This window comes from Enterobacter sp. QK-SA4, from assembly GCF_056856775.1.
Genome location: NZ_JBXFXH010000007.1, coordinates 3,265,532 through 3,290,020, shown reverse-complemented (window position 1 = coordinate 3,290,020; position 24,489 = coordinate 3,265,532). Strand labels below are relative to the sequence as shown.

Annotated in this window: 25 protein-coding genes; 13 read left to right on the top strand and 12 right to left on the bottom strand. The window is 57.8% G+C overall.

The window, feature by feature from the left end; genetic code table 11:
• Position 1 precedes the first annotated feature (1 nt).
• The 4 genes from gsiA to gsiD are packed head-to-tail and all read left to right on the top strand — an operon-like array spanning position 2 to position 5,274.
• Positions 2-1,873, top strand: coding sequence for a glutathione ABC transporter ATP-binding protein GsiA (gsiA, locus tag AC1VYI_RS17525; RefSeq protein WP_482882152.1), 1,872 nt, complete (start codon positions 2-4; stop codon positions 1,871-1,873).
• A 23-nt stretch (positions 1,874-1,896) separates the two neighbouring features.
• Positions 1,897-3,435: a glutathione ABC transporter substrate-binding protein GsiB gene (gene gsiB, locus AC1VYI_RS17520; protein ID WP_134866612.1), complete on the top strand. Its 1,539-nt coding sequence runs from the start codon at positions 1,897-1,899 to the stop codon at positions 3,433-3,435.
• A gap of 5 nt (positions 3,436-3,440) precedes the next feature.
• Positions 3,441-4,361, top strand: a complete 921-nt coding sequence (gene gsiC, locus AC1VYI_RS17515) for a glutathione ABC transporter permease GsiC (protein ID WP_482882146.1) — start codon at positions 3,441-3,443, stop codon at positions 4,359-4,361.
• 1 nt (position 4,362) lies between these two features.
• Complete coding sequence (gsiD, locus tag AC1VYI_RS17510; protein WP_023310912.1) at positions 4,363-5,274, top strand: glutathione ABC transporter permease GsiD; 912 nt, start codon at positions 4,363-4,365, stop codon at positions 5,272-5,274.
• A gap of 114 nt (positions 5,275-5,388) precedes the next feature.
• On the opposite strand, the gene rimO is transcribed toward gsiD, so the two are convergent.
• Positions 5,389-6,714: a 30S ribosomal protein S12 methylthiotransferase RimO gene (gene rimO, locus AC1VYI_RS17505; protein ID WP_023310913.1), complete on the bottom strand. Its 1,326-nt coding sequence runs from the start codon at positions 6,712-6,714 to the stop codon at positions 5,389-5,391.
• A 216-nt stretch (positions 6,715-6,930) separates the two neighbouring features.
• On the opposite strand from rimO, the gene bssR reads away from it, so the two are divergent.
• Together bssR and AC1VYI_RS17495 are read left to right on the top strand one after the other, a co-directional pair.
• Positions 6,931-7,314, top strand: a complete 384-nt coding sequence (gene bssR / locus AC1VYI_RS17500; RefSeq protein WP_023310914.1) for a biofilm formation regulator BssR — start codon at positions 6,931-6,933, stop codon at positions 7,312-7,314.
• 106 nt (positions 7,315-7,420) lie between these two features.
• On the top strand, positions 7,421-8,539 hold the full coding sequence (locus AC1VYI_RS17495; protein WP_059446367.1) for a PQQ-dependent sugar dehydrogenase: 1,119 nt from the start codon (positions 7,421-7,423) through the stop codon (positions 8,537-8,539).
• Here AC1VYI_RS17495 and AC1VYI_RS17490 read toward each other — a convergent pair whose 3' ends face one another.
• Entirely contained in the window at positions 8,540-9,166 is a 627-nt protein-coding gene (locus AC1VYI_RS17490) for a glutathione S-transferase family protein (RefSeq protein WP_045403705.1), read from the bottom strand.
• Between the two features lie 240 nt (positions 9,167-9,406).
• Between AC1VYI_RS17490 and dacC the strand changes: the two genes are divergently transcribed.
• Positions 9,407-10,612: a serine-type D-Ala-D-Ala carboxypeptidase gene (gene dacC / locus AC1VYI_RS17485; protein WP_023310917.1), complete on the top strand. Its 1,206-nt coding sequence runs from the start codon at positions 9,407-9,409 to the stop codon at positions 10,610-10,612.
• Positions 10,613-10,709: 97 nt separating this feature from the next.
• Here the strand turns inward: dacC and deoR are convergent, their stop codons facing one another.
• The 3 genes from deoR to AC1VYI_RS17470 form a co-directional block, all read right to left on the bottom strand.
• Positions 10,710-11,468 (bottom strand): DNA-binding transcriptional repressor DeoR, encoded by a 759-nt coding sequence (deoR, locus tag AC1VYI_RS17480; RefSeq protein WP_008503427.1) that lies wholly within the window; start codon positions 11,466-11,468, stop codon positions 10,710-10,712.
• 67 nt (positions 11,469-11,535) lie between these two features.
• Positions 11,536-12,144, bottom strand: a complete 609-nt coding sequence (ybjG, locus tag AC1VYI_RS17475) for an undecaprenyl-diphosphate phosphatase (protein WP_226483664.1) — start codon at positions 12,142-12,144, stop codon at positions 11,536-11,538.
• 7 nt (positions 12,145-12,151) lie between these two features.
• Complete coding sequence (locus tag AC1VYI_RS17470) at positions 12,152-12,880, bottom strand: phosphatase PAP2 family protein (RefSeq protein ID WP_134866611.1); 729 nt, start codon at positions 12,878-12,880, stop codon at positions 12,152-12,154.
• A 168-nt stretch (positions 12,881-13,048) separates the two neighbouring features.
• On the opposite strand from AC1VYI_RS17470, the gene AC1VYI_RS17465 reads away from it, so the two are divergent.
• Positions 13,049-14,281 carry an MFS transporter gene (locus AC1VYI_RS17465; RefSeq protein ID WP_134866610.1) on the top strand — a complete coding sequence of 411 codons (1,233 nt, stop codon included), beginning with the start codon at positions 13,049-13,051 and terminating at the stop codon, positions 14,279-14,281.
• Positions 14,282-14,371: 90 nt separating this feature from the next.
• On the opposite strand, the gene AC1VYI_RS17460 is transcribed toward AC1VYI_RS17465, so the two are convergent.
• Together AC1VYI_RS17460 and AC1VYI_RS17455 are read right to left on the bottom strand one after the other, a co-directional pair.
• Positions 14,372-15,184: a Cof-type HAD-IIB family hydrolase gene (locus AC1VYI_RS17460; protein ID WP_045355702.1), complete on the bottom strand. Its 813-nt coding sequence runs from the start codon at positions 15,182-15,184 to the stop codon at positions 14,372-14,374.
• Positions 15,174-16,388 (bottom strand): MFS transporter, encoded by a 1,215-nt coding sequence (locus tag AC1VYI_RS17455; protein WP_134866609.1) that lies wholly within the window; start codon positions 16,386-16,388, stop codon positions 15,174-15,176. The genes AC1VYI_RS17460 and AC1VYI_RS17455 overlap by 11 nt, the downstream gene beginning before the upstream one ends.
• An 81-nt stretch (positions 16,389-16,469) precedes the next feature.
• On the opposite strand from AC1VYI_RS17455, the gene AC1VYI_RS17450 reads away from it, so the two are divergent.
• A complete protein-coding gene (locus AC1VYI_RS17450; RefSeq protein WP_047742376.1) occupies positions 16,470-17,021 on the top strand; it encodes a TetR/AcrR family transcriptional regulator in 552 nt (183 codons plus the stop codon).
• Positions 17,022-17,042: 21 nt separating this feature from the next.
• Here the strand turns inward: AC1VYI_RS17450 and arsC are convergent, their stop codons facing one another.
• The 4 genes from arsC to AC1VYI_RS17430 all read right to left on the bottom strand — a co-directional run bounded on the left by arsC (position 17,043) and on the right by AC1VYI_RS17430 (position 21,074).
• Positions 17,043-17,474: a glutaredoxin-dependent arsenate reductase gene (arsC, locus tag AC1VYI_RS17445; protein WP_023310924.1), complete on the bottom strand. Its 432-nt coding sequence runs from the start codon at positions 17,472-17,474 to the stop codon at positions 17,043-17,045.
• 12 nt (positions 17,475-17,486) lie between these two features.
• On the bottom strand, positions 17,487-18,776 hold the full coding sequence (locus tag AC1VYI_RS17440) for an arsenic transporter (protein WP_045403700.1): 1,290 nt from the start codon (positions 18,774-18,776) through the stop codon (positions 17,487-17,489).
• A 40-nt stretch (positions 18,777-18,816) separates the two neighbouring features.
• A complete protein-coding gene (locus AC1VYI_RS17435) occupies positions 18,817-19,137 on the bottom strand; it encodes a metalloregulator ArsR/SmtB family transcription factor (protein ID WP_134866607.1) in 321 nt (106 codons plus the stop codon).
• Between the two features lie 251 nt (positions 19,138-19,388).
• Positions 19,389-21,074, bottom strand: coding sequence for an aspartate:alanine antiporter (locus tag AC1VYI_RS17430; protein ID WP_029739442.1), 1,686 nt, complete (start codon positions 21,072-21,074; stop codon positions 19,389-19,391).
• A gap of 273 nt (positions 21,075-21,347) precedes the next feature.
• Between AC1VYI_RS17430 and AC1VYI_RS17425 the strand changes: the two genes are divergently transcribed.
• A complete protein-coding gene (locus tag AC1VYI_RS17425; RefSeq protein ID WP_023310928.1) occupies positions 21,348-21,722 on the top strand; it encodes an inner membrane protein YbjM in 375 nt (124 codons plus the stop codon).
• A 30-nt stretch (positions 21,723-21,752) separates the two neighbouring features.
• Here AC1VYI_RS17425 and AC1VYI_RS17420 read toward each other — a convergent pair whose 3' ends face one another.
• Positions 21,753-22,022, bottom strand: coding sequence for a GrxA family glutaredoxin (locus AC1VYI_RS17420; RefSeq protein ID WP_006809455.1), 270 nt, complete (start codon positions 22,020-22,022; stop codon positions 21,753-21,755).
• 184 nt (positions 22,023-22,206) lie between these two features.
• Here AC1VYI_RS17420 and nfsA point away from each other — a divergent pair, with 184 nt between their 5' ends.
• The 3 genes from nfsA to AC1VYI_RS17405 all read left to right on the top strand — a co-directional run bounded on the left by nfsA (position 22,207) and on the right by AC1VYI_RS17405 (position 24,441).
• Positions 22,207-22,929: a nitroreductase NfsA gene (gene nfsA / locus AC1VYI_RS17415; RefSeq protein WP_045354408.1), complete on the top strand. Its 723-nt coding sequence runs from the start codon at positions 22,207-22,209 to the stop codon at positions 22,927-22,929.
• 69 nt (positions 22,930-22,998) lie between these two features.
• Complete coding sequence (gene rimK, locus AC1VYI_RS17410; protein WP_023310930.1) at positions 22,999-23,901, top strand: 30S ribosomal protein S6--L-glutamate ligase; 903 nt, start codon at positions 22,999-23,001, stop codon at positions 23,899-23,901.
• A 63-nt stretch (positions 23,902-23,964) separates the two neighbouring features.
• Positions 23,965-24,441 (top strand): YbjN domain-containing protein, encoded by a 477-nt coding sequence (locus AC1VYI_RS17405; protein WP_014169308.1) that lies wholly within the window; start codon positions 23,965-23,967, stop codon positions 24,439-24,441.
• Positions 24,442-24,489: the final 48 nt, after the last annotated feature.

Here is a 24,489-nt window from a genome sequence, read left to right as displayed (position 1 = left end):
CGTGCCGCACAGTGAAGAACTGGACAACCGCGAAGTGCTGGCTGTCCATCAGCTCAATATTGCGTTTCAGGAAGAGCGGCAGTTCATCCCCGCAGTAGAGAATTTATCGTTCACGCTCAGGCGCGGCGAGACGCTGGCGATTGTTGGCGAGTCCGGTTCCGGGAAATCGGTCACCGCGCTGGCGCTGATGCGCCTGCTGGAACAGACGGGCGGGCAAATCAGCAGCGAGAAAATGCTCCTGCGCCGCCGCAACCGTCAGGTCATTGATTTAAATGAGCTAAGCGGCGCGCAGATGCAGGGCGTGCGCGGGGCGGATATTGCGATGATCTTCCAGGAGCCGATGACCTCCCTGAACCCGGTTTTCCCGGTCGGGGAACAAATCGCCGAGTCTATCCGCCTGCATCAGGGGCTGAGCGGCGATGAAGCGCTCAAAGAGGCCCGGCGGATGCTGGAGCTGGTGCGCATTCCGGAGGCGCAGGCCATTCTGGGTCGCTACCCGCATCAGCTTTCCGGCGGCATGCGTCAGCGGCTGATGATTGCCATGGCGCTCTCGTGCCGTCCGGCGGTGCTGATCGCCGATGAACCGACGACGGCGCTGGACGTGACGATTCAGGCGCAGATCCTGCAGCTCATCAAAGTGCTGCAGCAGGAGATGGAGATGGGGGTGATTTTCATCACCCACGATATGGGCGTAGTCGCCGATATCGCCGATCGGGTGCTGGTGATGCACAAAGGCAGCGCGGTGGAAACCGGCCCGGTCGAGCAGATTTTTCATGCGCCCATGCATCCTTACACCAAAGCGCTGCTGGCGGCGGTTCCGCGCCTGGGGGCGATGAACGGCAGCGATTTGCCGCGCCGCTTCCCCCTGATTTCTCTTGAGGCGTCTGAGCAGCAGGAGGATGAGCGCGAGCAGGACACCGTGGTGCCGGGCAAGCCCATTCTGGAAGTGCGCGATCTGGTCACCCGTTTTCCGCTGCGCAGCGGCATACTGAACCGCGTTAAGTGCGAAGTGCACGCGGTGGAAAACGTCAGCTTCGATCTCTGGCCGGGCGAAACGCTGGCGCTGGTGGGGGAGTCCGGCTGCGGTAAATCCACCACCGGGCGCGCGTTGCTCCGTCTGGTGGAATCTCAGGAAGGCAGCATTACCTTTAACGGTGAGCGCATTGATACCCTTCCGGACAGCAGGCTGCAGGCGGTGCGGCGGGATATTCAGTTTATTTTCCAGGACCCGTATGCCTCTCTCGATCCGCGCCATACGGTGGGGTATTCGATCATGGAGCCGCTGCGGGTGCATAACCTGCTCGACGGCGAAGCGGCCCAGCGCCGCGTGGCCTGGCTGCTGGAGCGCGTCGGCCTGAAGCCGGAGCACGCCTGGCGTTATCCGCACGAGTTTTCCGGCGGACAGCGACAGCGTATCTGCATCGCCCGCGCGCTGGCGCTGAACCCGAAAGTGGTGATTGCCGATGAGTCCGTCTCGGCGCTGGATGTCTCTATCCGGGCGCAAATCATCAACTTACTGCTGGATTTACAGCGGGATATGGGCATTGCCTTCCTGTTTATCTCGCACGATATGGCGGTGGTCGAGCGCATCAGCCATCGCGTGGCGGTGATGTTTATGGGGCAGATCGTGGAGATTGGTCCGCGAAGGGCGGTGTTTGAAAACCCGCAGCATCCGTACACCCGCAAGCTTATCGCGGCGGTCCCGGTAGCCGATCCCGCGCATCGTCACGGCCAGCGCGTGCTGCTGCAGGATGAAATGCCGGGCAATATTCATAAACGCGGCGAGGCCGTGGAGCGCGTGACGCTGCGCGAGGTCGAGCCGGGTCATTTCGTCGCTCCCCCGCGTCAGGACAACGCTTTTTCGCGGTTATAACTTACAACAGGCAGGAGAACACAATGGTTACATTTGTAGCGCGTAGATGGTTGTTAGCCGCGAGCGTGACGGCAGCCCTGGCCGCTGCCCCCGCGTTCGCTGCCAAAGACGTGGTGGTTGCCGTCGGCTCGAATTTCACCACGCTCGATCCGTATGACGCTAACGACACGCTCTCTCAGGCGGTGGCGAAATCGTTCTATCAGGGCCTGTTTGGCCTCGATAAAGAGATGAAGCTCAAAAACGTGCTGGCGGAGGGGTACACCGTATCCGAGGACGGGCTGGTGTATACCATCAAGCTCAGAACCGGCGTGAAGTTCCAGGACGGGACAGACTTCAATGCGGAGGCGGTCAAGGTAAACCTCGACCGCGCCAGCAATCCTGAAAACAGCCTCAAGCGTTATAACCTCTATAAAAACATCGCCAAAACCGAGGTGGTTGACCCGACGACGGTAAAAATCACCCTGAAAGAGCCGTTCTCCGCGTTTATCAATATCCTGGCGCATCCGGCAACGGCGATGATTTCCCCTGCCGCGCTGAAGAAATACGGCAAGGAGATCGGTTTCCACCCTATTGGCACCGGCCCTTATGAACTGCTTACCTGGAACCAGACCGATTTTGTGAAGGTGAAGAAATTCGCGGGCTACTGGCAGAAAGGGCTGCCGAAGCTGGACACCATCACCTGGCGCCCGGTGGTGGACAACAACACCCGCGCGGCGATGCTGCAAACCGGCGAGGCGCAGTTTGCCTTCCCGATCCCGTACGAGCAGGCCGCCATTTTGCAGAAAAACAGCAAGCTGGAGCTGGTCGCCAGCCCGTCGATCATGCAGCGCTACATCAGCATGAACGTCACGCAAAAGCCGTTCGATAACCCGAAGGTGCGTGAAGCCATCAACTACGCCATTAACCGTCAGGCGCTGGTAAAGGTCGCCTTTGCCGGATATGCCACTCCGGCCACCGGCGTGCTGCCACCGGCGATCGCCTATGCGCAAAGCTATCAGCCGTGGCCGTACGATCCGGCTAAAGCGCGCGAGCTGCTGAAAGAGGCGGGCTTCCCGAACGGTTTCAGCACCACGCTGTGGTCCTCGCATAATCACAGTACCGCCCAGAAGGTGCTGCAGTTTACCCAGCAGCAGCTGGCGCAGGTGGGTATCAAGGTACAGGTGACCGCGATGGATGCCGGACAGCGTGCGGCAGAAGTGGAGGGGAAAGGGCAGAAAGAGAGCGGCGTGCGGATGTTCTATACCGGCTGGACGGCCTCGACCGGTGAAGCCGACTGGGCGCTGTCGCCGCTGTTTGCCTCGCAGAACTGGCCGCCAACCCTGTTCAACACCGCGTTTTACAGCAACCCGCAGGTGGACAAAGACCTGGCCGATGCCCTGAAAACCACCAAACCGGAAGAGAAGGCGCGCCTCTACAAAGACGCGCAGGATATTATCTGGAAAGAGTCACCGTGGGTGCCGCTGGTGGTGGAGAAACTGGTGTCAGCCCATAACAAAGCGTTGACCGGGTTCTACATCATGCCGGACACGGGCTTTAGCTTTGACGACGCGGATTTAAAATAAACCTCATGCTGAATTACGTTTGTAAACGCCTGCTGGGGCTTATCCCGACGCTGCTGATTGTGGCGGTCCTGGTGTTTTTGTTTGTCCATATGCTGCCGGGCGATCCGGCGCGTCTGGTTGCCGGCCCTGAGGCGGATGCCACCGTTATTGACCTGGTGCGTAAGCAGCTTGGTCTCGACCAGCCGCTGTATATGCAGTTTATCCACTATATCTGTAACGTTCTGCAGGGCGATTTTGGTATTTCGATGGTGTCGCGCCGTCCGGTGTCGGAGGAGATTGCCAGTCGCTTTATGCCGACATTCTGGTTAACGATAGCCAGCATGAGCTGGGCGGTCGTGTTTGGGCTTGGCGCCGGGATTATCGCGGCCGTCTGGCGCAACCGCTGGCCGGACAAGCTCGGCATGGCGCTGGCGGTGACCGGCATCTCCTTCCCGGCGTTCGCGCTGGGAATGCTGCTGATGCAGATCTTCTCCGTCGAACTGGGCTGGCTGCCGACCGTCGGGGCCGATACCTGGAAGCATTACATCCTGCCTTCCATGACGCTGGGGGCTGCCATTTCGGCGGTAATGGCCCGCTTTACCCGCGCCTCGTTCGTTGACGTGCTGAGCGAAGATTATATTCGCACCGCGCGGGCGAAAGGGGTCAGCGAGAAGTGGGTCATTCTCAAGCACGGGTTTCGCAATGCGATGATCCCGGTGGTGACGATGATGGGGCTGCAGTTTGGCTTCCTGCTCGGCGGCTCGATCGTCGTGGAAAAGGTCTTCAACTGGCCGGGGCTGGGACGCCTGCTGGTCGACTCCGTCGAGATGCGCGACTACCCGGTGATCCAGGCGGAAGTCCTGCTTTTCTCGCTGGAGTTTATTCTTATCAACTTAGTGGTGGACGTGCTCTACGCCGCCATTAACCCGGCCATCAGGTACAAGTAAGATGAGATTGTTGAACTGGCGACGTCAGGCCGTTTTAAACGCGATGCCGGGGCTAAAACCGGACCACGTCCGCACCCCGTGGTCTGAATTCTGGCGGCGTTTTCGCCGTCAGCCGGTCGCGATGACCGCGGGGCTGTTTGTGCTGCTGCTGATTGCAGTGGCGGCGATTGCGCCGTGGGTGGCACCGTTTGATGCGGAAAACTATTTTGACTACGACCGTCTGAACGACGGACCGTCGATGCTGCACTGGTTCGGCGTGGACTCACTCGGGCGCGATATCTTTAGCCGCGTGCTGGTCGGGGCGCAGATCTCGCTTGCCGCCGGGGTGTTCGCGGTGCTGATCGGCGCGGCCATCGGTACCGTGCTGGGTCTCGTTGCCGGGTATTACGAAGGCTGGTGGGACCGCATCATCATGCGCATCTGCGACGTGCTGTTTGCGTTTCCCGGCATTCTGCTGGCGATTGCCGTGGTGGCGATCATGGGCAGCGGCATGGCGAACGTCATCATTGCGGTCGCGGTCTTTTCGATTCCGGCGTTCGCGCGGCTTGTGCGCGGCAACACGCTGGTGCTGAAACAGCAGACCTTTATCGAGTCCGCCCGCAGCATGGGGGCCAGCGATGCCACCATCCTGTTCAGCCATATTCTGCCGGGTACGGTGTCGTCCATCGTGGTCTATTTCACCATGCGTATCGGCGTGTCGATTATCTCGGCGGCCAGCCTGTCGTTTCTGGGGCTAGGCGCGCAGCCTCCGACGCCGGAGTGGGGCGCGATGCTGAACGAGGCGAGGGCGGATATGGTGATTGCGCCGCACGTGGCGATCTTCCCGAGTCTGGCGATTTTCCTGACCGTGCTGGCGTTTAACCTGCTGGGGGACGGACTGCGCGACGCGCTGGATCCGAGGATTAAGGGATAGGCTTTTGCTTGCCCCTCACCCCGGCCCTCTCCCCAAAGGGGCGAGGGTGAAAAACCGCACCGAGCAGTCCCCTCTCCCCAGTGGGGAGAGGGTTAGGGTGAGGGGGAAAGGAGATTAAACCCGGCTACCCCACAGGTCATACTCGTCCGCGTTTTCAACCTTCACGCGAATAATATCACCCGGCTTGACGTTGGTTTCGCCGTTCAGGTACACCGCGCCGTCGATCTCAGGGGCGTCCGCCATGCTGCGGCCAATCGCGCCTTCTTCGTCCACTTCGTCAACGATGACCATGATCTCGCGGCCCACTTTTTCCTGCAGACGCTCGGCAGAGATCTGCTGCTGCAGCTGCATGAAGCGGTTCCAGCGCTCTTCTTTCACCTCTTCCGGCACCTGGTCCGCCAGCTCGTTGGCGGTTGCGCCTTCTACCGGGCTGTACTTGAAGCAGCCTACGCGGTCCAGACGCGCTTCTTTCAGGAAGTCGAGCAGCATCTGGAAGTCTTCTTCGGTTTCACCCGGGAAGCCGACGATGAAGGTGGAGCGCAGGGTCAGATCCGGGCAGATTTCACGCCACTGCTTGATGCGCGCCAGCTGGCGATCAACGGAGCCAGGACGCTTCATCAGCTTCAGGATACGCGGGCTGGCGTGCTGCAGCGGGATATCCAGGTACGGCAGAATTTTGCCTTCCGCCATCAGCGGGATCACGTCGTCAACGTGCGGGTACGGATAGACGTAGTGCAGACGCGTCCAGATACCGAGTTTAGACAGCTGCTCGCACAGGCCGACCATGCTGGTTTTCACCGGCTCGCCGTTGTGGAAACCGGAGCGGTGTTTAACGTCCACCCCGTAAGCCGAAGTGTCCTGGGAGATGACCAGCAGCTCCTTCACGCCCGCGTCGGCCAGACGTTTAGCTTCCGCCAGCACTTCGCCAATCGGACGGCTCACCAGATCGCCACGCATGGACGGGATAATGCAGAAGGTGCAGCGATGGTTGCAGCCTTCGGAAATTTTCAGGTACGCGTAGTGGCGCGGCGTCAGCTTAACGCCCTGCTCCGGCACCAGGCTCAGGAACGGGTTGTGCTTTGGTTTAGGCACGTAGTGATGAACATGTTCCAGCACCTGCTCGTAGCTGTGCGGGCCGGTGATCTCCAGCACCTTCGGGTGCACTTCGCGGATCTGGTCTTCTTTCGCGCCCAGACAGCCGGTAACAATCACTTTGCCGTTTTCCGTCAGGGCTTCACCGATGGCTTCCAGTGATTCCTGAACCGCGCTGTCGATAAACCCGCAGGTGTTCACGATCACCATATCGGCGTTGTCGTAGCTTGGCACCACGTCATAGCCCTCGGTGCGCAGTTCGGTCAGGATGCGTTCGGAATCCACGAGGTTTTTCGGGCAGCCCAGGGAGACGAAGCCGATTTTCGGCTGGTGCGTAACATTGCTCATAGGTTAAAAATTCATCAATTATGGAGTTATCAGGGCGGGATTTTACAGCGTATCGCGGGGGATTTATACACTCTTTGCAAGGCGGATGCGCCGGGCGGACGTTGTAACATTGTAAATAATGTTAATCAGTTAATAAAAATTGATCCCAGGCATTAAACTGTACAAAAAATGTACTTATCCTGACTATGCACAATGGCTGACAGAGGAGGAAAGAGCATGACCGTTGACAGACTTAAACGCGATCTGCTTAACAAGCTGATCAACGCCCGAATCGACCTGGCCGCGTACCTGCAGTTGAGGAAGGCAAAAGGGTATATGTCAGTCAGCGAAAGCGAACATCTGCGTGATAACCTGTTTGAACTTTGCAATTTCATGCGTGAAAAAGCACCGACCCTGAAGGCGAAATACGGCGAAAGTGAGCTGATCGCCCTGCGCCGCGCCGCTGAGGTGCTTTCCATCGCTGGGGTATGTTTGATGAACGGACGCCACGACTGCCCGAATTTTATCGCTGTTAACGCGGAGAAGCTTGAAAACTGCCTGACCACGCTCTCTCTATGCATCATGTGCCTGAACGAGCACGAGAAGCTTGAACAGCACTGACCCAGGGGGAGGCAACTCCCCCTTTTGATTAAGCTTTTGTAAAAGTGGTAACGCGCCCGGATGCAGTGGCTAACCTTTATGCCATATGCCGATAAAGGAGCGCGTTATGCCTCGATCCTCGCTAATTTCCCTGCCTGCGCTGTTAATTCCGTTTTCGCTTCTTGCTGCCCCGGAGGCGGTCAAGGTCGAGGTGCTGCAAAACAAACTCGATCATCCCTGGTCTCTGGCGTTTCTGCCGGACAATAAAGGCCTGCTGGTGACCCTGAAGGGCGGTCAGCTCAAACGCTGGCAGGCCGGAAAAGGGCTGTCCGATCCGATTGTCGGCGTGCCGAAGGTCTGGGCAAACGGTCAGGGAGGATTGCTGGACGTAGTCCTCGCCCCGGATTTTGAAAAATCGCGCCGCGTCTGGCTGAGCTTCGCCGAAGCCGGAAGTGACGGCAAAGCCGGAACGGCGGTGGGCTATGGCCGGTTAAGCGATGATTTTACGCGCATTGAAACCTTCCAGGTGGTGTTCCGCCAGATGCCGAAACTCTCCACCGGTAACCATTTTGGCGGGCGGCTGGTATTCGACGGCAAAGGCTCGCTCTTTATCGGACTCGGCGAGAACAACCAGCGTCCGACGGCGCAGGATCTGGATAAATTGCAGGGTAAAGTGGTGCGCCTCACAGAAGACGGAAAAGTGCCGCCGGATAACCCGTTTGTGAATACCCCCGGCGCGCGACCCGAAATCTGGTCTTACGGCATTCGCAACCCGCAGGGGATGGCGATGAATCCCTGGAGCGACGCGCTGTGGCTGAACGAGCACGGCCCGCGCGGCGGGGATGAGATCAACATTCCGGAGAAAGGAAAGAACTACGGCTGGCCGCTGGCGACGCACGGCATTAACTACAGCGGTCTGAAAATTCCTGAAGCCAAAGGCGAACACGTTGAGGGAACCGAAAAACCGCTGTTCGTCTGGAAAGTGTCGCCCGCCGTGAGCGGTATGGCGTTTTACAACAGCGACGTTTTCCCGCAGTGGAAAAACAAGCTGTTTATCGGCGCGCTGAAGGAAAAGGACGTTATCGTGCTGAGCGTGGAGGGCAATAAGGTCACGGAGGACGGGCGAATTCTGGGCGACCGGGATAAACGTATTCGCGATGTGCGGGTGGGGCCGGACGGCTATTTATATGTGCTGACCGACGAGACGGACGGGCAGCTGTTAAAAGTCAGCCCGTCCGGTGCGTAATCAGGTGACCGGGATCATTACCACGTTGCGGTACGCCGGGCGATCGCTCAGCTGTTTCAGCCAGCGCTCAAGGTGAGGGCGCGGCGTCCACTTCAGGCCCATGTTGGTCAGGTTCCAGACGAACGGCGCCACGGCGATATCGCCTGTGCCGAACGCCTCGCCGGAGAACCAGGCGTGCTTCGCCAGCTCGTCATCCATCATCGCGAAAAGATTTTCGCAGGCATCCTGCGCGGCGTGAATCGCGGGATAATCGCGTTCGGCTTCCGGCGTGCGGATAAGTCCCATCAGGATCACGCGGTGGGTCGGGGATAGCGTCTGGTTCGCCCAGTCCATCCACTTTTCACCCTGGGCGCGCTGCGCCGGGTTTTCTACCCACAGACGCCCTTGACCATACTGGGCGGCGAGGTAGCGCACAATGGTGTTAGATTCCCAAAGCGTCGCGTCGGTTTCATCATCGCGCAGCAGCGGCACCAGGCCGTTCGGGTTCATGGCCAGATAGTCGGCCTCTTTATTCACGCCGAACGACATGCCGGCCATGATTTGATTGAACGGTAAATCCAGCTCCTCGAGCGTCCAGAGCACTTTCTTAACGTTGGTCGAGTTGTTCCTGCCCCAAAGCGTAATCATATTTACTCCTGATGAGATGTGAATCCGGGTCAGCTTTCGCCATGGTGAGATAAACCTAACAATTACGCAACAGAAGACAAAAAAATCGTCTGAATCAAAGCGTATCTGAATGTTATTGCATAAACTTTAATAACTTTACCCTCGTTGGGTTTCTTTAACCGTTTTAGTGCGCTATTACTCATCGCTTCTTGCGACACGGTGATGTGACGTAATTTTTGAATGGACACTCGGGTGGCATTTATGACGCGTAAAATGACTTCTCTGCGCAGCCTTGCGACAGGCTCTGCGCTCCTTTTCCTGTTTGCACCAACGCTCTACGCAGCTGAACAGGCTGCGCCCGAAGCGCCGCCTGTGGATGCGCGCGCCTGGATCCTGATGGACTATTCCAGCGGTAAAGTGCTGGCGGAAGGCAATGCGGATGAGAAACTCGATCCGGCAAGCCTGACCAAAATCATGACCAGCTATGTGGTAGGCCAGGCGTTGAAAGCGGGCAAGATCAAGCTGGACGATATGGTGACCATCGGTAAGGACGCGTGGGCGACCGGCAACCCGGCGCTGCGGGGCTCTTCGGTGATGTTCCTGAAGCCGGGGGATCAGGTCTCCGTTTCCGATCTGAACAAAGGGGTAATTATTCAGTCGGGAAATGATGCATGTATCGCGCTGGCCGATTACGTTGCCGGCAGTCAGGATTCTTTCATTGGTTTGATGAATGGCTACGCGCAGAAATTGGGCTTAACCAACACCACGTTCAAAACGGTTCACGGTCTGGATGCACCGGGACAGTTCAGTACCGCGCGCGACATGGCGCTGCTGGGGAAAGCGCTGATCCACGACGTGCCGGATGAATACGCCATCCACAAAGAGAAAGAGTTTACCTTCAATAAAATCCGTCAGCCGAACCGCAACCGCCTGCTGTGGAGCAGCAACGTTAACGTGGACGGAATGAAAACCGGCACCACGGCGGGCGCAGGCTATAACCTGGTGGCCTCCGCGACCCAGGGCGACATGCGCCTGATTTCGGTGGTGCTGGGCACCAAAACCGACCGTATTCGCTTTAATGAGTCAGAAAAACTGCTGACCTGGGGCTTCCGCTTCTATGAGACCGTGACGCCGATTAAACCGGATGCCACGTTCGTCAGCCAGCGCGTCTGGTTTGGCGACAAGAGTGAAGTCAATCTCGGGGCGGGTGAAGGCGGCTCGGTGACCATTCCGCGCGGTCAGCTAAAAAACCTGAAGGCCAGCTATACCCTGACCGACCCGCAGCTCACGGCTCCGCTGAAAAAAGGCCAGGTGGTCGGGACGATTGATTTCCAGCTAAACGGGAAGTCGATTGAACAGCGTCCGCTGATTGTGATGGAAGCGGTGGAAGAGGGCGGCTTCTTCAGCCGGATGTGGGATTTCGTGATGATGAAATTCCACGGGTGGTTTGGCAGCTGGTTCAGCTAAGTTTTTTGCCGGGTAGCGCTGCGCTTACCCGGCCTGTGTTTTTTCTCCCTCTCCCTGTGGGAGAGGGCCGGGGTGCGGGCATCAGACTGCACCCCTCTTAATACATCAACTTCACCTGCTGCGCCTTTGCGTGGGCCACAATCTCGTCGTCCGGGCGGCAGTCGCTGACGATGGCGTCAAACTGCGCCAGCTCCCCCATTCTTGCCGAACGCACCTTGCCAAACTTGCTGTGATCGACCACCAGCACATGATACTGCGCCGCGCTTAACGCCCAGTGCTTCACCGGCAGCTCTTCCAGGTTAAAGCAGGTCGCGCCCTGACGCACGTTGACGCCCGCGGCGGAATAAAACGCAATGTCCGGGCAGAGATTGCTGAGCGTATCTTGCAGGTTAAGCGGCTTAAAGATGGCGTTGCTGGCGTGAAACTCGCCGCCGCAGAGGATCACCCGGCACTCGGGTTTCTCCTGCAGCGCCAGAAAGGTGTTCAGGGAGTAGCACACGGCGGTAAAAGGGATGCTGCTGTCGATAGCTTCGATAATCCACGGCGTGGTGGTTCCGCAGTCAAAAAACAGCGTCTGGTGCGGCTGTACCAGTGAGGCCGCAAGCCGGGCGGCCTTACGCTTCTCTTCCACCAGGCGCGTCTTCTGGTCGCTGATCAGATAATGGCTGGCGCTACGCGGCTCAAGCACAATATACCCGCCAAGCAGCACGACGGGCGCGCTTTCGCTGTTCAGATCCCGACGAATGGTCATCTCTGAGACGCCGAGGAGGTTGGCGGCTTCCTTAAGATGCAGCTTATCGCTGCGCTTCAGCGCCTGTAGCAGCTGAGCAATGCGGTCATCGCGACGTGTTTCCATAGTTCCTCGGGATAAAAAAGTGAACCCCCGCAGGGCGGGGGTTCAAGTGTAACCTGTCAGGTTGGGGTTAGTCACGTATCCAGCCTTTGCGGATCGGGATAGCGAAAATGGCGCGATAGAGCGAAGACAGCGTGCGGTAGAGCGCTTCACCGAAGAGGCTCCACAGGATAGCCGCGCTCACGCAGCCAATCATCCCGACCAGGAAACCGCCCACCATATCCAGCGGCCAGTGAACGCCCAGGTAAACGCGAGACCAGGCGATTGCCAGGGCCGCCACCATCAGGACCGCGCCGGACCACAGGCGATGCCAGAACAGGAAAGCCAGCGCGAAGGTGAAGATCACCGTACCGTGATCGCTCGGGAACGAGTCATCCGGCGCGTGGTGCAGGAAGGTATAGCCGACATGATCGACAAAAGGACGATCGTGCGGGAAGACATGGCCGAGAATGTAGCTGGCCAGGACGCTTACCCCGAGCGCCATCGCCACTTTAATCACCAGCTGGCGCTGCGCCTTCACCTGGCTGCGGGGCCCCCACAGCCAGAGAATCGCAGCCAGTGCAGGCACGATGCTGATCAGATCTTTTGCCAGAAAGGTGGCAAAATCGATCGTCCACTCAGGCGAGGCTGGCGTGGCGTTGATCAGATAAAACAGCTGATAATTCAGATTCTCTAACATAGCGTTATCACTCTTTAGCAAACCGGGTGGAAATAAGTCCGTAGACAACCACCTGGGAAAACCAGACCCACCACCCGGCCCACAGGTTGTGAGAGAAAAAATGCGCCCCGCGCATGACCTGGCCGTAGCCCATCGCCAGACCTAACACCACGCCCAGCGCGACGAAGCACCAGGCGAGACGCGGACGCTCGCGCCAGAAGGCAAAAAACAGCCCCATCACCATAAAGCCGCTGGAGGCATGACCGCCGGGAAAACAGCGCCCCGGACCGCTGTCAGCAGGGACGGCGCTGAACAGGGGATAAGACATAGCCTTACCGCCATATTCCACCAGATCCCACGGGCAGCTGTGATGGCTCACGCTTTTCAGCACGCCTACCACCAGCGCGCCAACGCCCATCAGCAGCGCCGCCGTGACCAGCCTTGCGTTGCGCTTGTAGGCGCCGTAAAACAGCGCCACGGCACCTAAGCCGATGGCGATGTACTTCGCCAGGCGGTGGTTCAGCAGATCCAGCAGGTGGTCCTTCTGCAGCGGGAAGGTCTGCGTTGCCGCGTCATACCAGAAGCCGGTTACCCATCTGTCGAGCGCTTCACTACGCGATAGCCACGTAAACACCACGGCAAGGGCGATCAGTACGAAAAGCTGATAACCATAAAAGCGGGTCGGTAAGCGGTAAAGTCGTTTTGTCTTATTTGTCTGTAAGTTAGACAATTCTGAACGGCTGGAGGTGAGTGCCATAATTTGGGATCGTTGACGAGTAATCGGGCTATCATAGAAGCGTCAACTTAAGGAAACCTTAAACGAAGACGATATGTGCTTTATTTCTGTTTATCCTCGATAAATCACTATCTCGGGCTGCGGCATTTCATTAAACTCGTCGCGATTTTGTCATTATAAAGAGATTGCATGTTAAACCGTTCTTCTTCTGGTTCACGTCTGGGTCGTCAGGCGTTGCTTTTCCCTCTGTGTCTGGTGCTCTACGAATTCTCTACCTATATCGGCAACGATATGATCCAGCCCGGTATGCTGGCCGTTGTGGCGCAGTACAACGCGGGTATTGAGTGGGTGCCGACCTCCATGACCGCCTATCTGGCCGGCGGCATGTTTTTACAGTGGCTGTTAGGGCCGCTGTCGGATCGTATTGGCCGCCGTCCGGTAATGCTCACGGGCGTGGTGTGGTTTATCGTCACCTGTCTCGCCACGCTGCTGGCGCAAAACATTGAACAATTTACCCTGCTGCGTTTCCTGCAGGGGGTGAGCCTGTGCTTTATCGGCGCCGTGGGGTATGCCGCCATTCAGGAGTCGTTTGAAGAGGCGGTGTGTATCAAAATTACCGCGCTGATGGCGAACGTGGCGCTGATCGCCCCCTTACTCGGGCCGCTGGTGGGGGCCGCGTGGGTGCACGTTGCGCCCTGGGAAGGCATGTTTGTGCTCTTTGCGGTTCTTGCCGCCATCGCGTTCTTTGGCCTGCACCGGGCGATGCCGGAAACGGCCACCCGCATCGGCGAGAAACTCTCGCTGAAAGAGCTGGGTCGGGATTACAAAGAGGTGCTGAAGAACGGCCGCTTTGTGGCGGGCGCGCTGGCGACCGGGTTCGTTAGCCTGCCGCTGCTGGCGTGGATCGCGCAGTCGCCGGTCATTATCATCAGCGGTGAAAAGCTCAGCAGCTACGAGTATGGCCTGCTGCAGGTGCCGATCTTTGGCGCGCTGATTATCGGGAACCTGGTGCTGGCACGTTTGACGTCACGACGCACCGTGCGTTCCCTGATTATCATGGGCGGTTGGCCGATTGCGGCAGGGTTGATTCTGGCTGCGGTGGCTACCGTCGCGTCATCCCACGCCTACCTGTGGATGACGGCGGGGCTCAGTCTTTATGCCTTCGGGATTGGCGTGGCCAACGCCGGGCTGGTGCGCCTGACGCTGTTTGCCAGCGAGATGAGTAAAGGCACGGTGTCAGCTGCGATGGGGATGCTGCAGATGCTGATTTTTACCGTCGGTATCGAAGTGAGCAAGCATGCCTACGCGATGGGCGGCAACGGGCTGTTCAGCCTGTTTAACCTCGCCAACGGCGTGCTGTGGGTTGGCCTGATGGTGGTGTTCCTGAAAGACAAACGCGTCGGGAACGCCCTGCAACCTTAACCTGTTTATTCCCTCTTCCTGTTGGCGAGCACGGAACAGTCCCCTCTCCCTGTGGGAGAGGGCTAGGGTGAGGGCACCAGACCGCACCGGTCAATTAAACGGTGCCTCCCCGTTCAACACCTTCTCAATCACGTTTAAAACGCCTTCATCATTATTATGCGGCGCTTCAAAACGCGCTGCCGCTTTGATATGCGGTCTGGCATTCGCCATCGCAAAGCTGAAACCGGACTGGCGCAGCATCTCCACGTCGTTGCCGCTGTCGCCGAAGGCCACCACTTCGCTATCGTCAATGCCCCAGCGCTTTTGCAGGATCCGCAGGCCGTTGGCTTTATGCACGCCGGGGATGATCAGGTCGATACTGCCGTGGCCGGTGGTGACGGGGACCATGATGTCACTCAGCTTTTCATGCAGCAGCGCCTGAATACGCGGAATTTCATCGTCAGACACGTTGAGCCCGAACTTGAAGAAAATATCGTTCAGGTTGTCGAAATTACTCACCATTTCCAGACGGTGATAGTACTTCGCCGCGATCTCCTTAAAGCCCTCGTCATAGCATTTCAGCGTGTACGCGCTGCTTTTCCCGCAGGCGATAATCTCAATGCCCGGAACCTCGTTTAACACGTTCGCGACGGTCTCGAAATGGGCTTTCGACAGTTCGCCGTTAAAAACATCTTCACCTTCGCTTACGACCCAGCCGCCGTTTTCGGCGACGAACGCAATCTCATGCGCAATCTCCGGGAAAAAGGAGATCAGCTGGTAATACTGGTTGCCGCTGGCGACCACGAAGCGAATGCCTTGCGCCTTCATGCGGGCATACTGCGCCAGAAAACGCGGGCGATTATAGGTCTTGGCATCGCTCAGAAAAGTGCCATCCATGTCGACGGCGATCAGTTTAACGCTCATATCCCTTCTCCAGTGTCGTTTGATTTGTTTCCGGCTTTGCCACCGCGCGCGCCACCAGCGCGGCGATGATGACCAACCCTAACACCACCAGCATGGCGCTGCGCAGCCCGTAGTGCTCGCCGAGGAAGCCGAGCAGCGGCGGCCCGACCAGGAAGGCGAGATAGCCCGTGGTTGCCACCACGCTGACGCGCGTCGGGGCATCCGGGCCGGTATCGCTGGCGGCTGAAATGGTCAGCGGGAAGCCGAGGGACGCGCCCAGCCCCCAGAGGATCACCGAGACGCCGGCAATCCAGTCCACATCCACAAAGATGATCATCGCGATACCCAGGCCGCCCAGCAGGGCGCTGGCGCGCACCACCGCCACGCGGCTGTAGCGGTCGATAAACCAGCCGCCGGTGAAGCGCCCGACGGTCATCCCCAGCGTAAACCCGGCGTAAATCAGCGAGCCGGAGGTTGGGCTAAAGCCGTGACCGTCTACCATCAGCAGCGGCAGCCAGTCGTTGGCAGAACCTTCCGCGAATGCCATCGCTAGCACCACCACGCCGATCAGCATCAGCTGGAAATCGCGGTAGAAGGGCAGCCCTTTTTCGGCTGAGTGCTGTTCGTCAGCGGAGTTTTTGCCGGTACCGTCCGGGATGGCCCGGATGCCGGTCAGAATCGGAACGATACACACCAGCGCCGCCAGCAGGATATGCAGATTCGCGCTCACGCCGGTGGCCGTCAGCGCCATCCCCACGCCCGCACCGGCCAGCGTGCCGAGGCTATAGAAGCCGTGCATCATTGGCAGCACGGTTTTGTTCATCTCACGTTCGACCGCCGCCCCTTCAACGTTGATAGCAACTTCAGCCGAACCGAAGCTGCCGCCAAATACCGTCAGCCCGAGGGCGAACAGCACCGGCGAGGCAAACCACAGCGCCGCGCTCAGCACTATCATCCCGAACACCGCGAAGCACATGGTGGTGCGAATTACCGCCCGCGTACCGAAGCGCTTTACCAGCCACGCGGAGCAGAGAATGCCGCTCATGGAGCCTATCGACAGGCCGAACAGTACGATGCCCATCTCGGCGGTAGAAACGGACAAAATATCGCGAATGGCGGGGGTGCGCGTGGCCCAGGAGGCCATCAGCAGGCCGGGAATGAAGAAGAACATAAACAGCGCCCACAGGCGTCGCTGCAGGGCTTTACGGGGAGAGGTCAGCGTCATCGGGATAGCACCAGAAGTACAACAATAGCGACAACACTAGCAAGTTTGTGTACATTTGTACACAAACCACGTGAGGAATTTATGAGCAGACCACCGAACGATCCGCATCGCCGGGAGAAGATCCTGCAGGCAACGCTCGATACCATCGCCGAACACGGCATTCACGCCGTCACGCACCGTAAAATCGCCACCTGCGCGGGCGTGCCGCTTGGGTCGATGACCTACTATTTCGACGGTATGGAGCCGCTGCTGGAGGAGGCCTTCACGTGGTTTACCCGCCAGATGTCGCAGCAGTACCGGGATTTCTTTGCGGGCGTCACCGGGCCGGAAATGGCGTGCGAATCCATCACCACGCTGATCCACAGCTCGCAGGTGACCACGCCGCACAACATGGCGCTGATGTATCAGCTCTATGCCTTTATGCACCGCAGCGCGGCGCTCAAAACGGTGATGCAGGACTGGATGAAGATGAGCCAGACCACGCTGGAGCAGTGGTTCGACCCGGTGACCACCCGCGCGCTGGACGCGTTTATTGAAGGGATGACGCTGCACTACGTGACCGACCGGGCGCCGTTAACCCGCGAAGAGATCCGGGCGATGGTGGGGAGGATTGCGGGCGAGGGGAATCCTTAGGTAACACTCGCCCTGCCAGTTTTACCTGTGTTCGATTTTTTTCCCGCTGGCGTCCACCACCGCTTCGCCATCCTCTTTCGTAAACGCCCCTTTCTGCGCATCCGGCAGGATGTCGAGGACGACTTCAGACGGGCGGCACAGGCGGGTGCCCAGCGGCGTCACCACGATCGGACGGTTAATCAGGATCGGGTGTTGCAGCATAAAATCGATAAGCTGGTCGTCGGTGAAGTTATCTTCAGCAAGGCCGAGCTGTTCATAGGGCTCCACGTTTTTACGCAGCAGATCTCGAACTGAAATGCCCATCTCGGCAATCAGAGCGGTCAGCGTATCGCGCGACGGCGGGGTTTCCAGATAGAGGATAATCTCTGGCTCGGTGCCGCTGTTGCGGATCATCTCCAGCGTGTTGCGCGAGGTTCCGCAGGCCGGGTTGTGATAAATGGTGATGTGGCTCATATCAGTGGCTCATTACAGTGTGAAGGAGAGACGTAGCGCCAGCGCGGCGAGCGTCACAAACAGGACCGGCAGCGTCATAATGATGCCCGTCCGGAAATAGTAGCCCCAGGTGATCGTCATGTTCTTCTGCGCCAGCACGTGGAGCCAGAGCAGGGTGGCGAGGCTGCCGATAGGCGTGATTTTCGGCCCCAGATCGCAGCCAATCACGTTGGCGTAAATCATCGCTTCCTTAATCAATCCTGTCGCCGTACTGCCCTCGATGGAGAGCGCGCCAATCAGCACCGTGGGCATATTGTTCATTATGGATGACAGAAACGCAGTGATGAACCCGGTTCCCAGCGTGGTGGCCCACAGACCGTGTCCGGCCAGGCTATCCAGTACGCCTGAGAGATATTCCGTCAGCCCGGCATTGCGCAGGCCGTACACCACCAGATACATCCCCAGCGAGAAGATGACGATTTGCCACGGTGCGCCGCGCAGCACTTTTCCGGTGTTTATCGCATGTCCGCGTTTTGCGACGGCGAATAAAATCAGCGCGCCGACGGTCGCAATGGCGCTGACAGGAATGCCGAGCGGTTCAAGCACGAAGAAGCCGACGAGAAGTAGCAGCAGCACAATCCAGCCCGTTCTGAACGTCGGGAGATCGTGAATGGCCCGAGTGGGCTCGCGGAGTTTTGCCAGGTCATATTTCGGGGGGATTTCCTTGCGAAAGAACAGATGCAGCATGACCAGAGTTGCGGCAATCGCGGCGATATCCACCGGGATCATTACCGAAGCGTATTCGCTGAACCCCAGCTTAAAGAAGTCTGCCGACACGATGTTGACCAGGTTGGACACAATCAGCGGCAGGCTGGCGGTATCGGCGATAAAACCCGCTGCCATCACAAACGCCAGCGTGGCCTGCTTGCTGAACCCCAGCGCGAGCAGCATGGCGATGACGATAGGCGTTAGGATCAGCGCCGCACCGTCATTGGCAAACAGCGCCGCCACGGCTGCACCCAGCAGCACGATATAAGTAAACAGCAATCGCCCGCGACCGTTCCCCCAGCGGGCGACGTGCAGCGCCGCCCACTCGAAAAAGCCGGACTCGTCCAGCAGCAGGCTGATGATAATGACGGCAATGAACGTCGCCGTAGCGTTCCAGACGATATTCCACACCACAGGTATATCGTTAATGTGAATCACGCCGCTGGCCAGCGCCAGCACGGCACCGATGGTCGCGCTCCAGCCGATACTGAGTCCCCTGGGCTGCCAGATGACCAGTACCAATGTGAATAAAAAAATCGCTCCCGCCAGAAACATCGCTTACTCCGTTATATCTGTTTTTGTGAATGTATTGTTATCAACACGAGCCTGAAAGTCGATTTTTCAGCTTCATGCGCGTCTCTTCCCGCAGGCAGTTCCAGCTGTTGTCGATAACGACTGCCGCCCACGCAGGCATGTTGGGAGAGAGACGGTAATGGACCCATTTCCCTTCACGGCGATCGATAACCAGCCCGGACTCGCGCAGCATCGCCATGTGGCGGGAGACCTTAGGCTGCGACTCGGCGGTCGCGGCGCAGAGATCGCAGACGCACAGTTCGCCCGCTTCACGGAGCAGCATGACGATGGCGAGCCGCGTTTCGTCGGAGAGGGTTTTGAAGAGCTGGAGCGGGTGGAGCATGGGATTTCCTGCAGGTGTGATTTTATATATGTTTAATCATATGTGTTTTCGTGGCAAGAGAGAAGAAAAGAATAGAGGAAGGTGAATTTCAGGCAACAAAAAACCCATCAACCTTGAACCAAAACGGCGGGGTTGATGGGCTCCACAAATTGGGGACATCAAAGAAAAGCAGTGGCACTAGTTATGACTGCCCCCTGATAAAAAAGTTCTGCGCGTAACGAAAATATTTTCCCCGCACGCAAACTTAGGAGTTATCCGAGTCCAGGCCAGATGATAACGATCAGCGTACCCGCCAGCGTCAGCAGCACGTTAGCGATAGCATATGTGCCCGCATAGCCCAGCGCCGGGATGTTGCTGCGTGCGGTATCGCTGATGATTTCCATGGCTGGCGCACAGGTACGCGCGCCCATCATTGCCCCAAAGAGCAGGGCGCGGTTCATGCGCAGCACGTAGGCGCCGAACAGGAAGCAGATCACCACCGGCACCAGGCTGACGATCAGTCCGGACACCAGCATCTGCCAGCCGACGGCGCCCAGGCTGTGGCCGATACCGCTTCCCGCGCTTAAGCCCACGCCCGCCATAAAGACCATCAGACCGAACTCTTTCACCATGTTCAGCGCGCCCTGCGGGATGTAGCCGAAGGTCGGGTGGTTGGCTCGCAGGAAGCCCAGCATGATCCCGGCAAACAGCAGCCCGGCGGCGTTACCGATGCCGAAGCTAAAATTGCTGAACTGGAAGGTGATCATCCCGATCATCAGGCCAACGATAAAGAAGGCGCAGAAGGCCAGCAGGTCGGTGACCTGGCTGTGAATGGAGATAAAGCCGATGCGGTCGGCAACGGTTTTCACGCGTCGTGCGTCGCCGCTAACCTGCAGCACGTCGCCTTTGTTGAGCACCACGTTGTCGTCGATCGGCATCTCTATCTGGCTGCGGATCACGCGGTTGAGGAAGCAGCCGTGGTCGGTCAGCTTCAGCTGGGCCAGTCGGCGGCCCACGGCGTTATGGTTTTTCACCACGATCTCTTCGGTGACGATACGCATGTCGAGCAGGTCTCGGTCGAACACCTCTTTGCCGTTACGGAAGCTCGGGTCGAGACGGGCGTGGGCATCCGGGTAACCCACCAGCGCGATATCGTCGCCCATCTGCAGCACCGCGTCGCCGTCCGGGTTCGCCAGAATGCCGTTACGGCGTATACGTTCGATATAGCAGCCCGTCTGGCGGTAAATCCCCAGCTCGCGCAGGTTTTTGCCGTCAGCCCATGCCACCAGCTCTGGCCCGACGCGATAGGCGCGGATTACCGGGAGATAGACTTTACGTTTGGAATCGGTATCGAGACCGCGCTCGCGCGCGATTTGCTGGGCGCTGGTCTGCAGATCCTGGTGCTGCAGTTTTGGCAGGTAGCGTGCGCCGACAATCAGGCTCACCAGACCAATCAGATAGGTCAGGGCATAGCCCAGGCTCAGGTGATCGAGCGCGGTAGAGAGCTGCGCGCCGGCCATGCCGGAATGGCGAAGGGTATCACCGGCACCCACCAGCACGGGGGTGGAGGTCATAGAGCCTGCCAGCATACCGGCCGTTAACCCGATATCCCAGCCAAACAGTTTACCCAGCCCTAACGCGATCAGCAGCGCGCTGCCGACCATCACCAGCGCCAGCATCAGATAATTTTTGCCGTCGCGGAAGAAAATTGAAAAAAAGTTCGGTCCCGCTTCCACGCCAACACAAAAAATAAACAGCATAAAGCCTAAGTTGAGCGCGTCCGTGTTAATGCTGAAGTGCTGCTGGCCTAATAATAAGGAGACGACTAAAACGCCAATGGAATTACCAAGTTGAACTGAACCCAGGCGCAATTTACCCAGGCAAAGGCCCAGCGCCAGTACCACAAATAATAACAGGATGTAATTCCCATTTAACAAGTCTGCGACGTTTATATTCACGGAGGCTAACTTCTTGTTTACTAGTAAGTTGTTGAATGAAAGGACTATTTGGGCTACTGTTTTCTGGGCGAGGGAACGCGTTCAACCCTCCCTGTTACCTAATTTATTCCCTAAAACATTAGCTGGCCGATAGTTTAATCGTATTAGCTACTGACAGCTACCTATTATCGCATCACCCTGTGCGTACTTTGGCATGGATTGCCGCACTGCTTTATCTGACTGGGCGTCTACCCGACGAAGGTGTATTTGATAGAGATAAGTCAGGAGGATAATTTGAACATTAAACGAAACTGGGCGGGGGTGATCAGCTGCTTTTTGCTGTTTACCGTCGTGTGCATGTCGCTCGCTTTTAATGTGAAAGGGGCATTCAGGGCTGCCGGACATCCGGAGCTGGGGCTGCTCTTTTTTACCCTGCCGGGAGCCGCTGCCAGTTTTCTTTCCCGTAAAGGGGAGGTGGTCAAGCCGCTTATTGGCGCAATGCTGGCGGCACCGCTGTGTCTGCTGCTGATGCGCATGCTGTATGTATCAACGCGAAGTTTCTGGCAGGAGCTGGCGTGGTTGCTGAGCGGCGTCTTCTGGTGCGCCCTCGGCGCGCTGTGCTATTTGTTTGTGTGCAGTCTGATTAAGCATCGACGGCACCATAATTAAAAACGCCCTCAGGGTGAGGGCGTCTTAGCATTACTGAGCGGCAAACAGTCCCAGATGCTCTTTGGCGTAAGCTTCAAAGTCAGTGCAGCCGCCGATGTGTTTCTGATCGAGGAAGATCTGCGGTACGGTTTCAACCGGCTTGCCGACGGTTTTTTCAAGATCCGCTTTGGTGATGCCTTCCGCGTGGATATCCACGTAGCGGAAGTTGAAGTCATCGCGCTCTTCGGTCAGTTTCTCAGCCAGCTCTTTCGCGCGCACACAGTAAGGGCACCCTGGACGACCAAAAATTACTGCAAACATTTCTCTCTCCTCAAAAAACAAGCCTGACGGCGAATAGGACATATAGTGCCCGATAACCTGCCGCCATTAAAGAAGGTTTCGCCTGTCGCTTTGATACAGTAAGGCTATGTTTCGCCAATTACACCGCGCAAATCATTGCCTATACTGGCTGCCATACGGTTTAAGCAAGACAAAGAGAGACAAGATGACGCCAACCATAGACCTGCTCACATCCCACCGTTCCATTCGCCACTTCACCAATGAGCCGATTACCGAGGCGCAGCGCGAAGCGATTATTAACAGCGCCAGGGCGACGTCCAGCTCCAGCTTTCTGCAGTGCAGCTCGATTATCCGCATCACCGATCCGGCCATGCGTGAACAGTTGGTCACGCTGACCGGCGGGCAGAAGCATGTGGCCCAGGCCGCGGAGTTCTGGGTGTTCTGCGCCGACTTTAACCGCCACCTGCAGATCTGCCCTGAGGCAGAGCTGGGGCTGGCCGAACAGCTGCTGCTGGGCGTGGTGGATACCGCACTGATGGCGCAAAACGCCTTTACGGCGGCGGAGTCGCTGGGTTTGGGCGGTGTCTACATCGGTGGCCTGCGTAACAACATTGAAAGCGTGACCGAGCTGCTGAAGCTGCCAAAACACGTTCTGCCGCTGTTCGGCCTGTGCCTCGGCTGGCCTGCGGATAACCCGGATCTGAAGCCGCGCATTCCTGCCGCCATGCTGGTGCACGAAAACCACTACCAGCCGGTCGATCGGGACGTCCTGAATCAATATGATGAAGAACTGGCGAACTACTACCTGACGCGCGGCAGCAATAACCGTCGCGATACCTGGACTGACCATATTCGTCGCACCATCATTAAAGAAAACCGCCCGTTTATTCTTGATTACCTGCACAAACAGGGCTGGGCGACGCGATAGTCCATTCCGCCTGCGCCTGCCTGCGTATATGATATGCAGGCTTTTTCCATGTCTTCAGAGAGGTGCAGGGTGAAAATTGCCATATTGTCCCGGGATGGAACGCTCTATTCATGTAAGCGCCTGCGAGACGCGGCGGCGAAACGCGGGCATCAGGTTGAGATCCTCGACCCGATGTCCTGCTATATGAACATTGACCCGGCCGCCTCGTCGATTCACTACAAAGGACGCAAGCTGCCGCACTTTGATGCCGTGATCCCCCGCATCGGCTCCCAGATAACCTATTACGGCACCGCCGCGCTGCGCCAGTTCGAGATGCTGGGCAGCTATCCGCTCAACGAATCCGTCGCCATATCCCGCGCCCGCGACAAGCTGCGCTCGCTGCAGCTCCTTGCCCGTCAGGGGATCGATCTCCCCGTCACGGGGATTGCCCATTCACCGGACGACACCAGCGATCTTATCGATATGGTGGGCGGCGCGCCTTTGGTGATTAAGCTGGTGGAAGGCACGCAGGGCATTGGCGTGGTGCTGGCGGAAACGCGTCAGGCGGCGGAGAGCGTGATTGACGCCTTTAGGGGCCTCAATGCGCACATCCTGGTGCAGGAGTACATCGAAGAGGCGAAAGGGCGCGATATTCGCTGCTTCGTGGTCGGCAATGAGGTAGTGGCGGCCATTGAGCGCCAGGCGAAAGAGGGCGATTTCCGCTCTAACCTTCACCGGGGCGGCATTGCAAGAATCGCGGATATCAGCGATCGCGAACGGGAAATTGCCGTGAAAGCGGCGCAAACCCTGGGGCTGGACGTGGCGGGCGTAGACCTTCTGCGGGCGACGCGCGGGCCGCTGGTCATGGAGGTGAACGCCTCGCCGGGGCTGGAAGGCGTGGAAAAAACCACAGGAGTCGATATTGCGGGTAAAATGATCGCATGGATCGAGCGTCATGCCACGCCGGGCTACTGTCTGAAAACGGGCGGTTAAATGGTATTGAACGCACTTTTTGCGTACCCTATGCACAGATTATATTGAAGAGGCTGCAAAGCGATGGATTTACAGGTCGTACCTACACTGGATACGTTACGTCAATGGCTTGATGATGCCGGAATTACGTTCTTCGAATGCGATTCCTGCCAGGCGCTGCATCTGCCTCATATGCAGAATTTCGACGGCATTTTCGATGCCAAAATCGATCTCATTAACGACGTCATCCTTTTCTCCGCGCTGGCCGAAGTGAAGCCGTCCGCGCTGCTGGCGCTGGCCTCCGACCTGTCAGCGATCAACGCCAGTTCTTTGACGGTGAAAGCATTTCTCGACATACAGGATGATAATCTGCCAAAACTGGTCGTTTGCCAGTCTTTATTCTCCGGTGCCGGGCTGTCGTTCAAGCAGTTCTCCTGGTTTATGCGCTTGAGCGAAGAGCAAATTTCCATGGTCATGATGGAAGCCAATGCACATCATCTGCTGTATAGCGCGGAAGATGATGCAGAGAATAATGATGCATCTCCCAATTTTCTTCACTAAGCCTGTCTGACTTTTGCGCAGTCGCTGCCATAGCGGCTGCAGAAGGCC

Coding starts and splice junctions, on each gene's coding strand:
- deoR (WP_008503427.1), bottom strand. CDS start 11,468: ATGGAAACACGTCGCGATGACCGCATTGCTCAGCTGCTACAGGCGCTG.
- AC1VYI_RS17465 (WP_134866610.1), top strand. CDS start 13,049: ATGTTAAACCGTTCTTCTTCTGGTTCACGTCTGGGTCGTCAGGCGTTG.
- rimO (WP_023310913.1), bottom strand. CDS start 6,714: ATGAGCAATGTTACGCACCAGCCGAAAATCGGCTTCGTCTCCCTGGGC.
- gsiD (WP_023310912.1), top strand. CDS start 4,363: ATGAGATTGTTGAACTGGCGACGTCAGGCCGTTTTAAACGCGATGCCG.
- AC1VYI_RS17450 (WP_047742376.1), top strand. CDS start 16,470: ATGAGCAGACCACCGAACGATCCGCATCGCCGGGAGAAGATCCTGCAG.
- AC1VYI_RS17495 (WP_059446367.1), top strand. CDS start 7,421: ATGCCTCGATCCTCGCTAATTTCCCTGCCTGCGCTGTTAATTCCGTTT.
- ybjG (WP_226483664.1), bottom strand. CDS start 12,144: ATGTTAGAGAATCTGAATTATCAGCTGTTTTATCTGATCAACGCCACG.
- gsiC (WP_482882146.1), top strand. CDS start 3,441: ATGCTGAATTACGTTTGTAAACGCCTGCTGGGGCTTATCCCGACGCTG.
- bssR (WP_023310914.1), top strand. CDS start 6,931: ATGACCGTTGACAGACTTAAACGCGATCTGCTTAACAAGCTGATCAAC.
- AC1VYI_RS17420 (WP_006809455.1), bottom strand. CDS start 22,022: ATGTTTGCAGTAATTTTTGGTCGTCCAGGGTGCCCTTACTGTGTGCGC.
- AC1VYI_RS17435 (WP_134866607.1), bottom strand. CDS start 19,137: ATGCTCCACCCGCTCCAGCTCTTCAAAACCCTCTCCGACGAAACGCGG.
- AC1VYI_RS17440 (WP_045403700.1), bottom strand. CDS start 18,776: ATGTTTCTGGCGGGAGCGATTTTTTTATTCACATTGGTACTGGTCATC.
- AC1VYI_RS17490 (WP_045403705.1), bottom strand. CDS start 9,166: ATGATTACGCTTTGGGGCAGGAACAACTCGACCAACGTTAAGAAAGTG.
- nfsA (WP_045354408.1), top strand. CDS start 22,207: ATGACGCCAACCATAGACCTGCTCACATCCCACCGTTCCATTCGCCAC.
- dacC (WP_023310917.1), top strand. CDS start 9,407: ATGACGCGTAAAATGACTTCTCTGCGCAGCCTTGCGACAGGCTCTGCG.
- AC1VYI_RS17455 (WP_134866609.1), bottom strand. CDS start 16,388: ATGACGCTGACCTCTCCCCGTAAAGCCCTGCAGCGACGCCTGTGGGCG.
- arsC (WP_023310924.1), bottom strand. CDS start 17,474: ATGAGCCACATCACCATTTATCACAACCCGGCCTGCGGAACCTCGCGC.
- AC1VYI_RS17470 (WP_134866611.1), bottom strand. CDS start 12,880: ATGGCACTCACCTCCAGCCGTTCAGAATTGTCTAACTTACAGACAAAT.
- gsiB (WP_134866612.1), top strand. CDS start 1,897: ATGGTTACATTTGTAGCGCGTAGATGGTTGTTAGCCGCGAGCGTGACG.
- AC1VYI_RS17405 (WP_014169308.1), top strand. CDS start 23,965: ATGGATTTACAGGTCGTACCTACACTGGATACGTTACGTCAATGGCTT.
- AC1VYI_RS17460 (WP_045355702.1), bottom strand. CDS start 15,184: ATGAGCGTTAAACTGATCGCCGTCGACATGGATGGCACTTTTCTGAGC.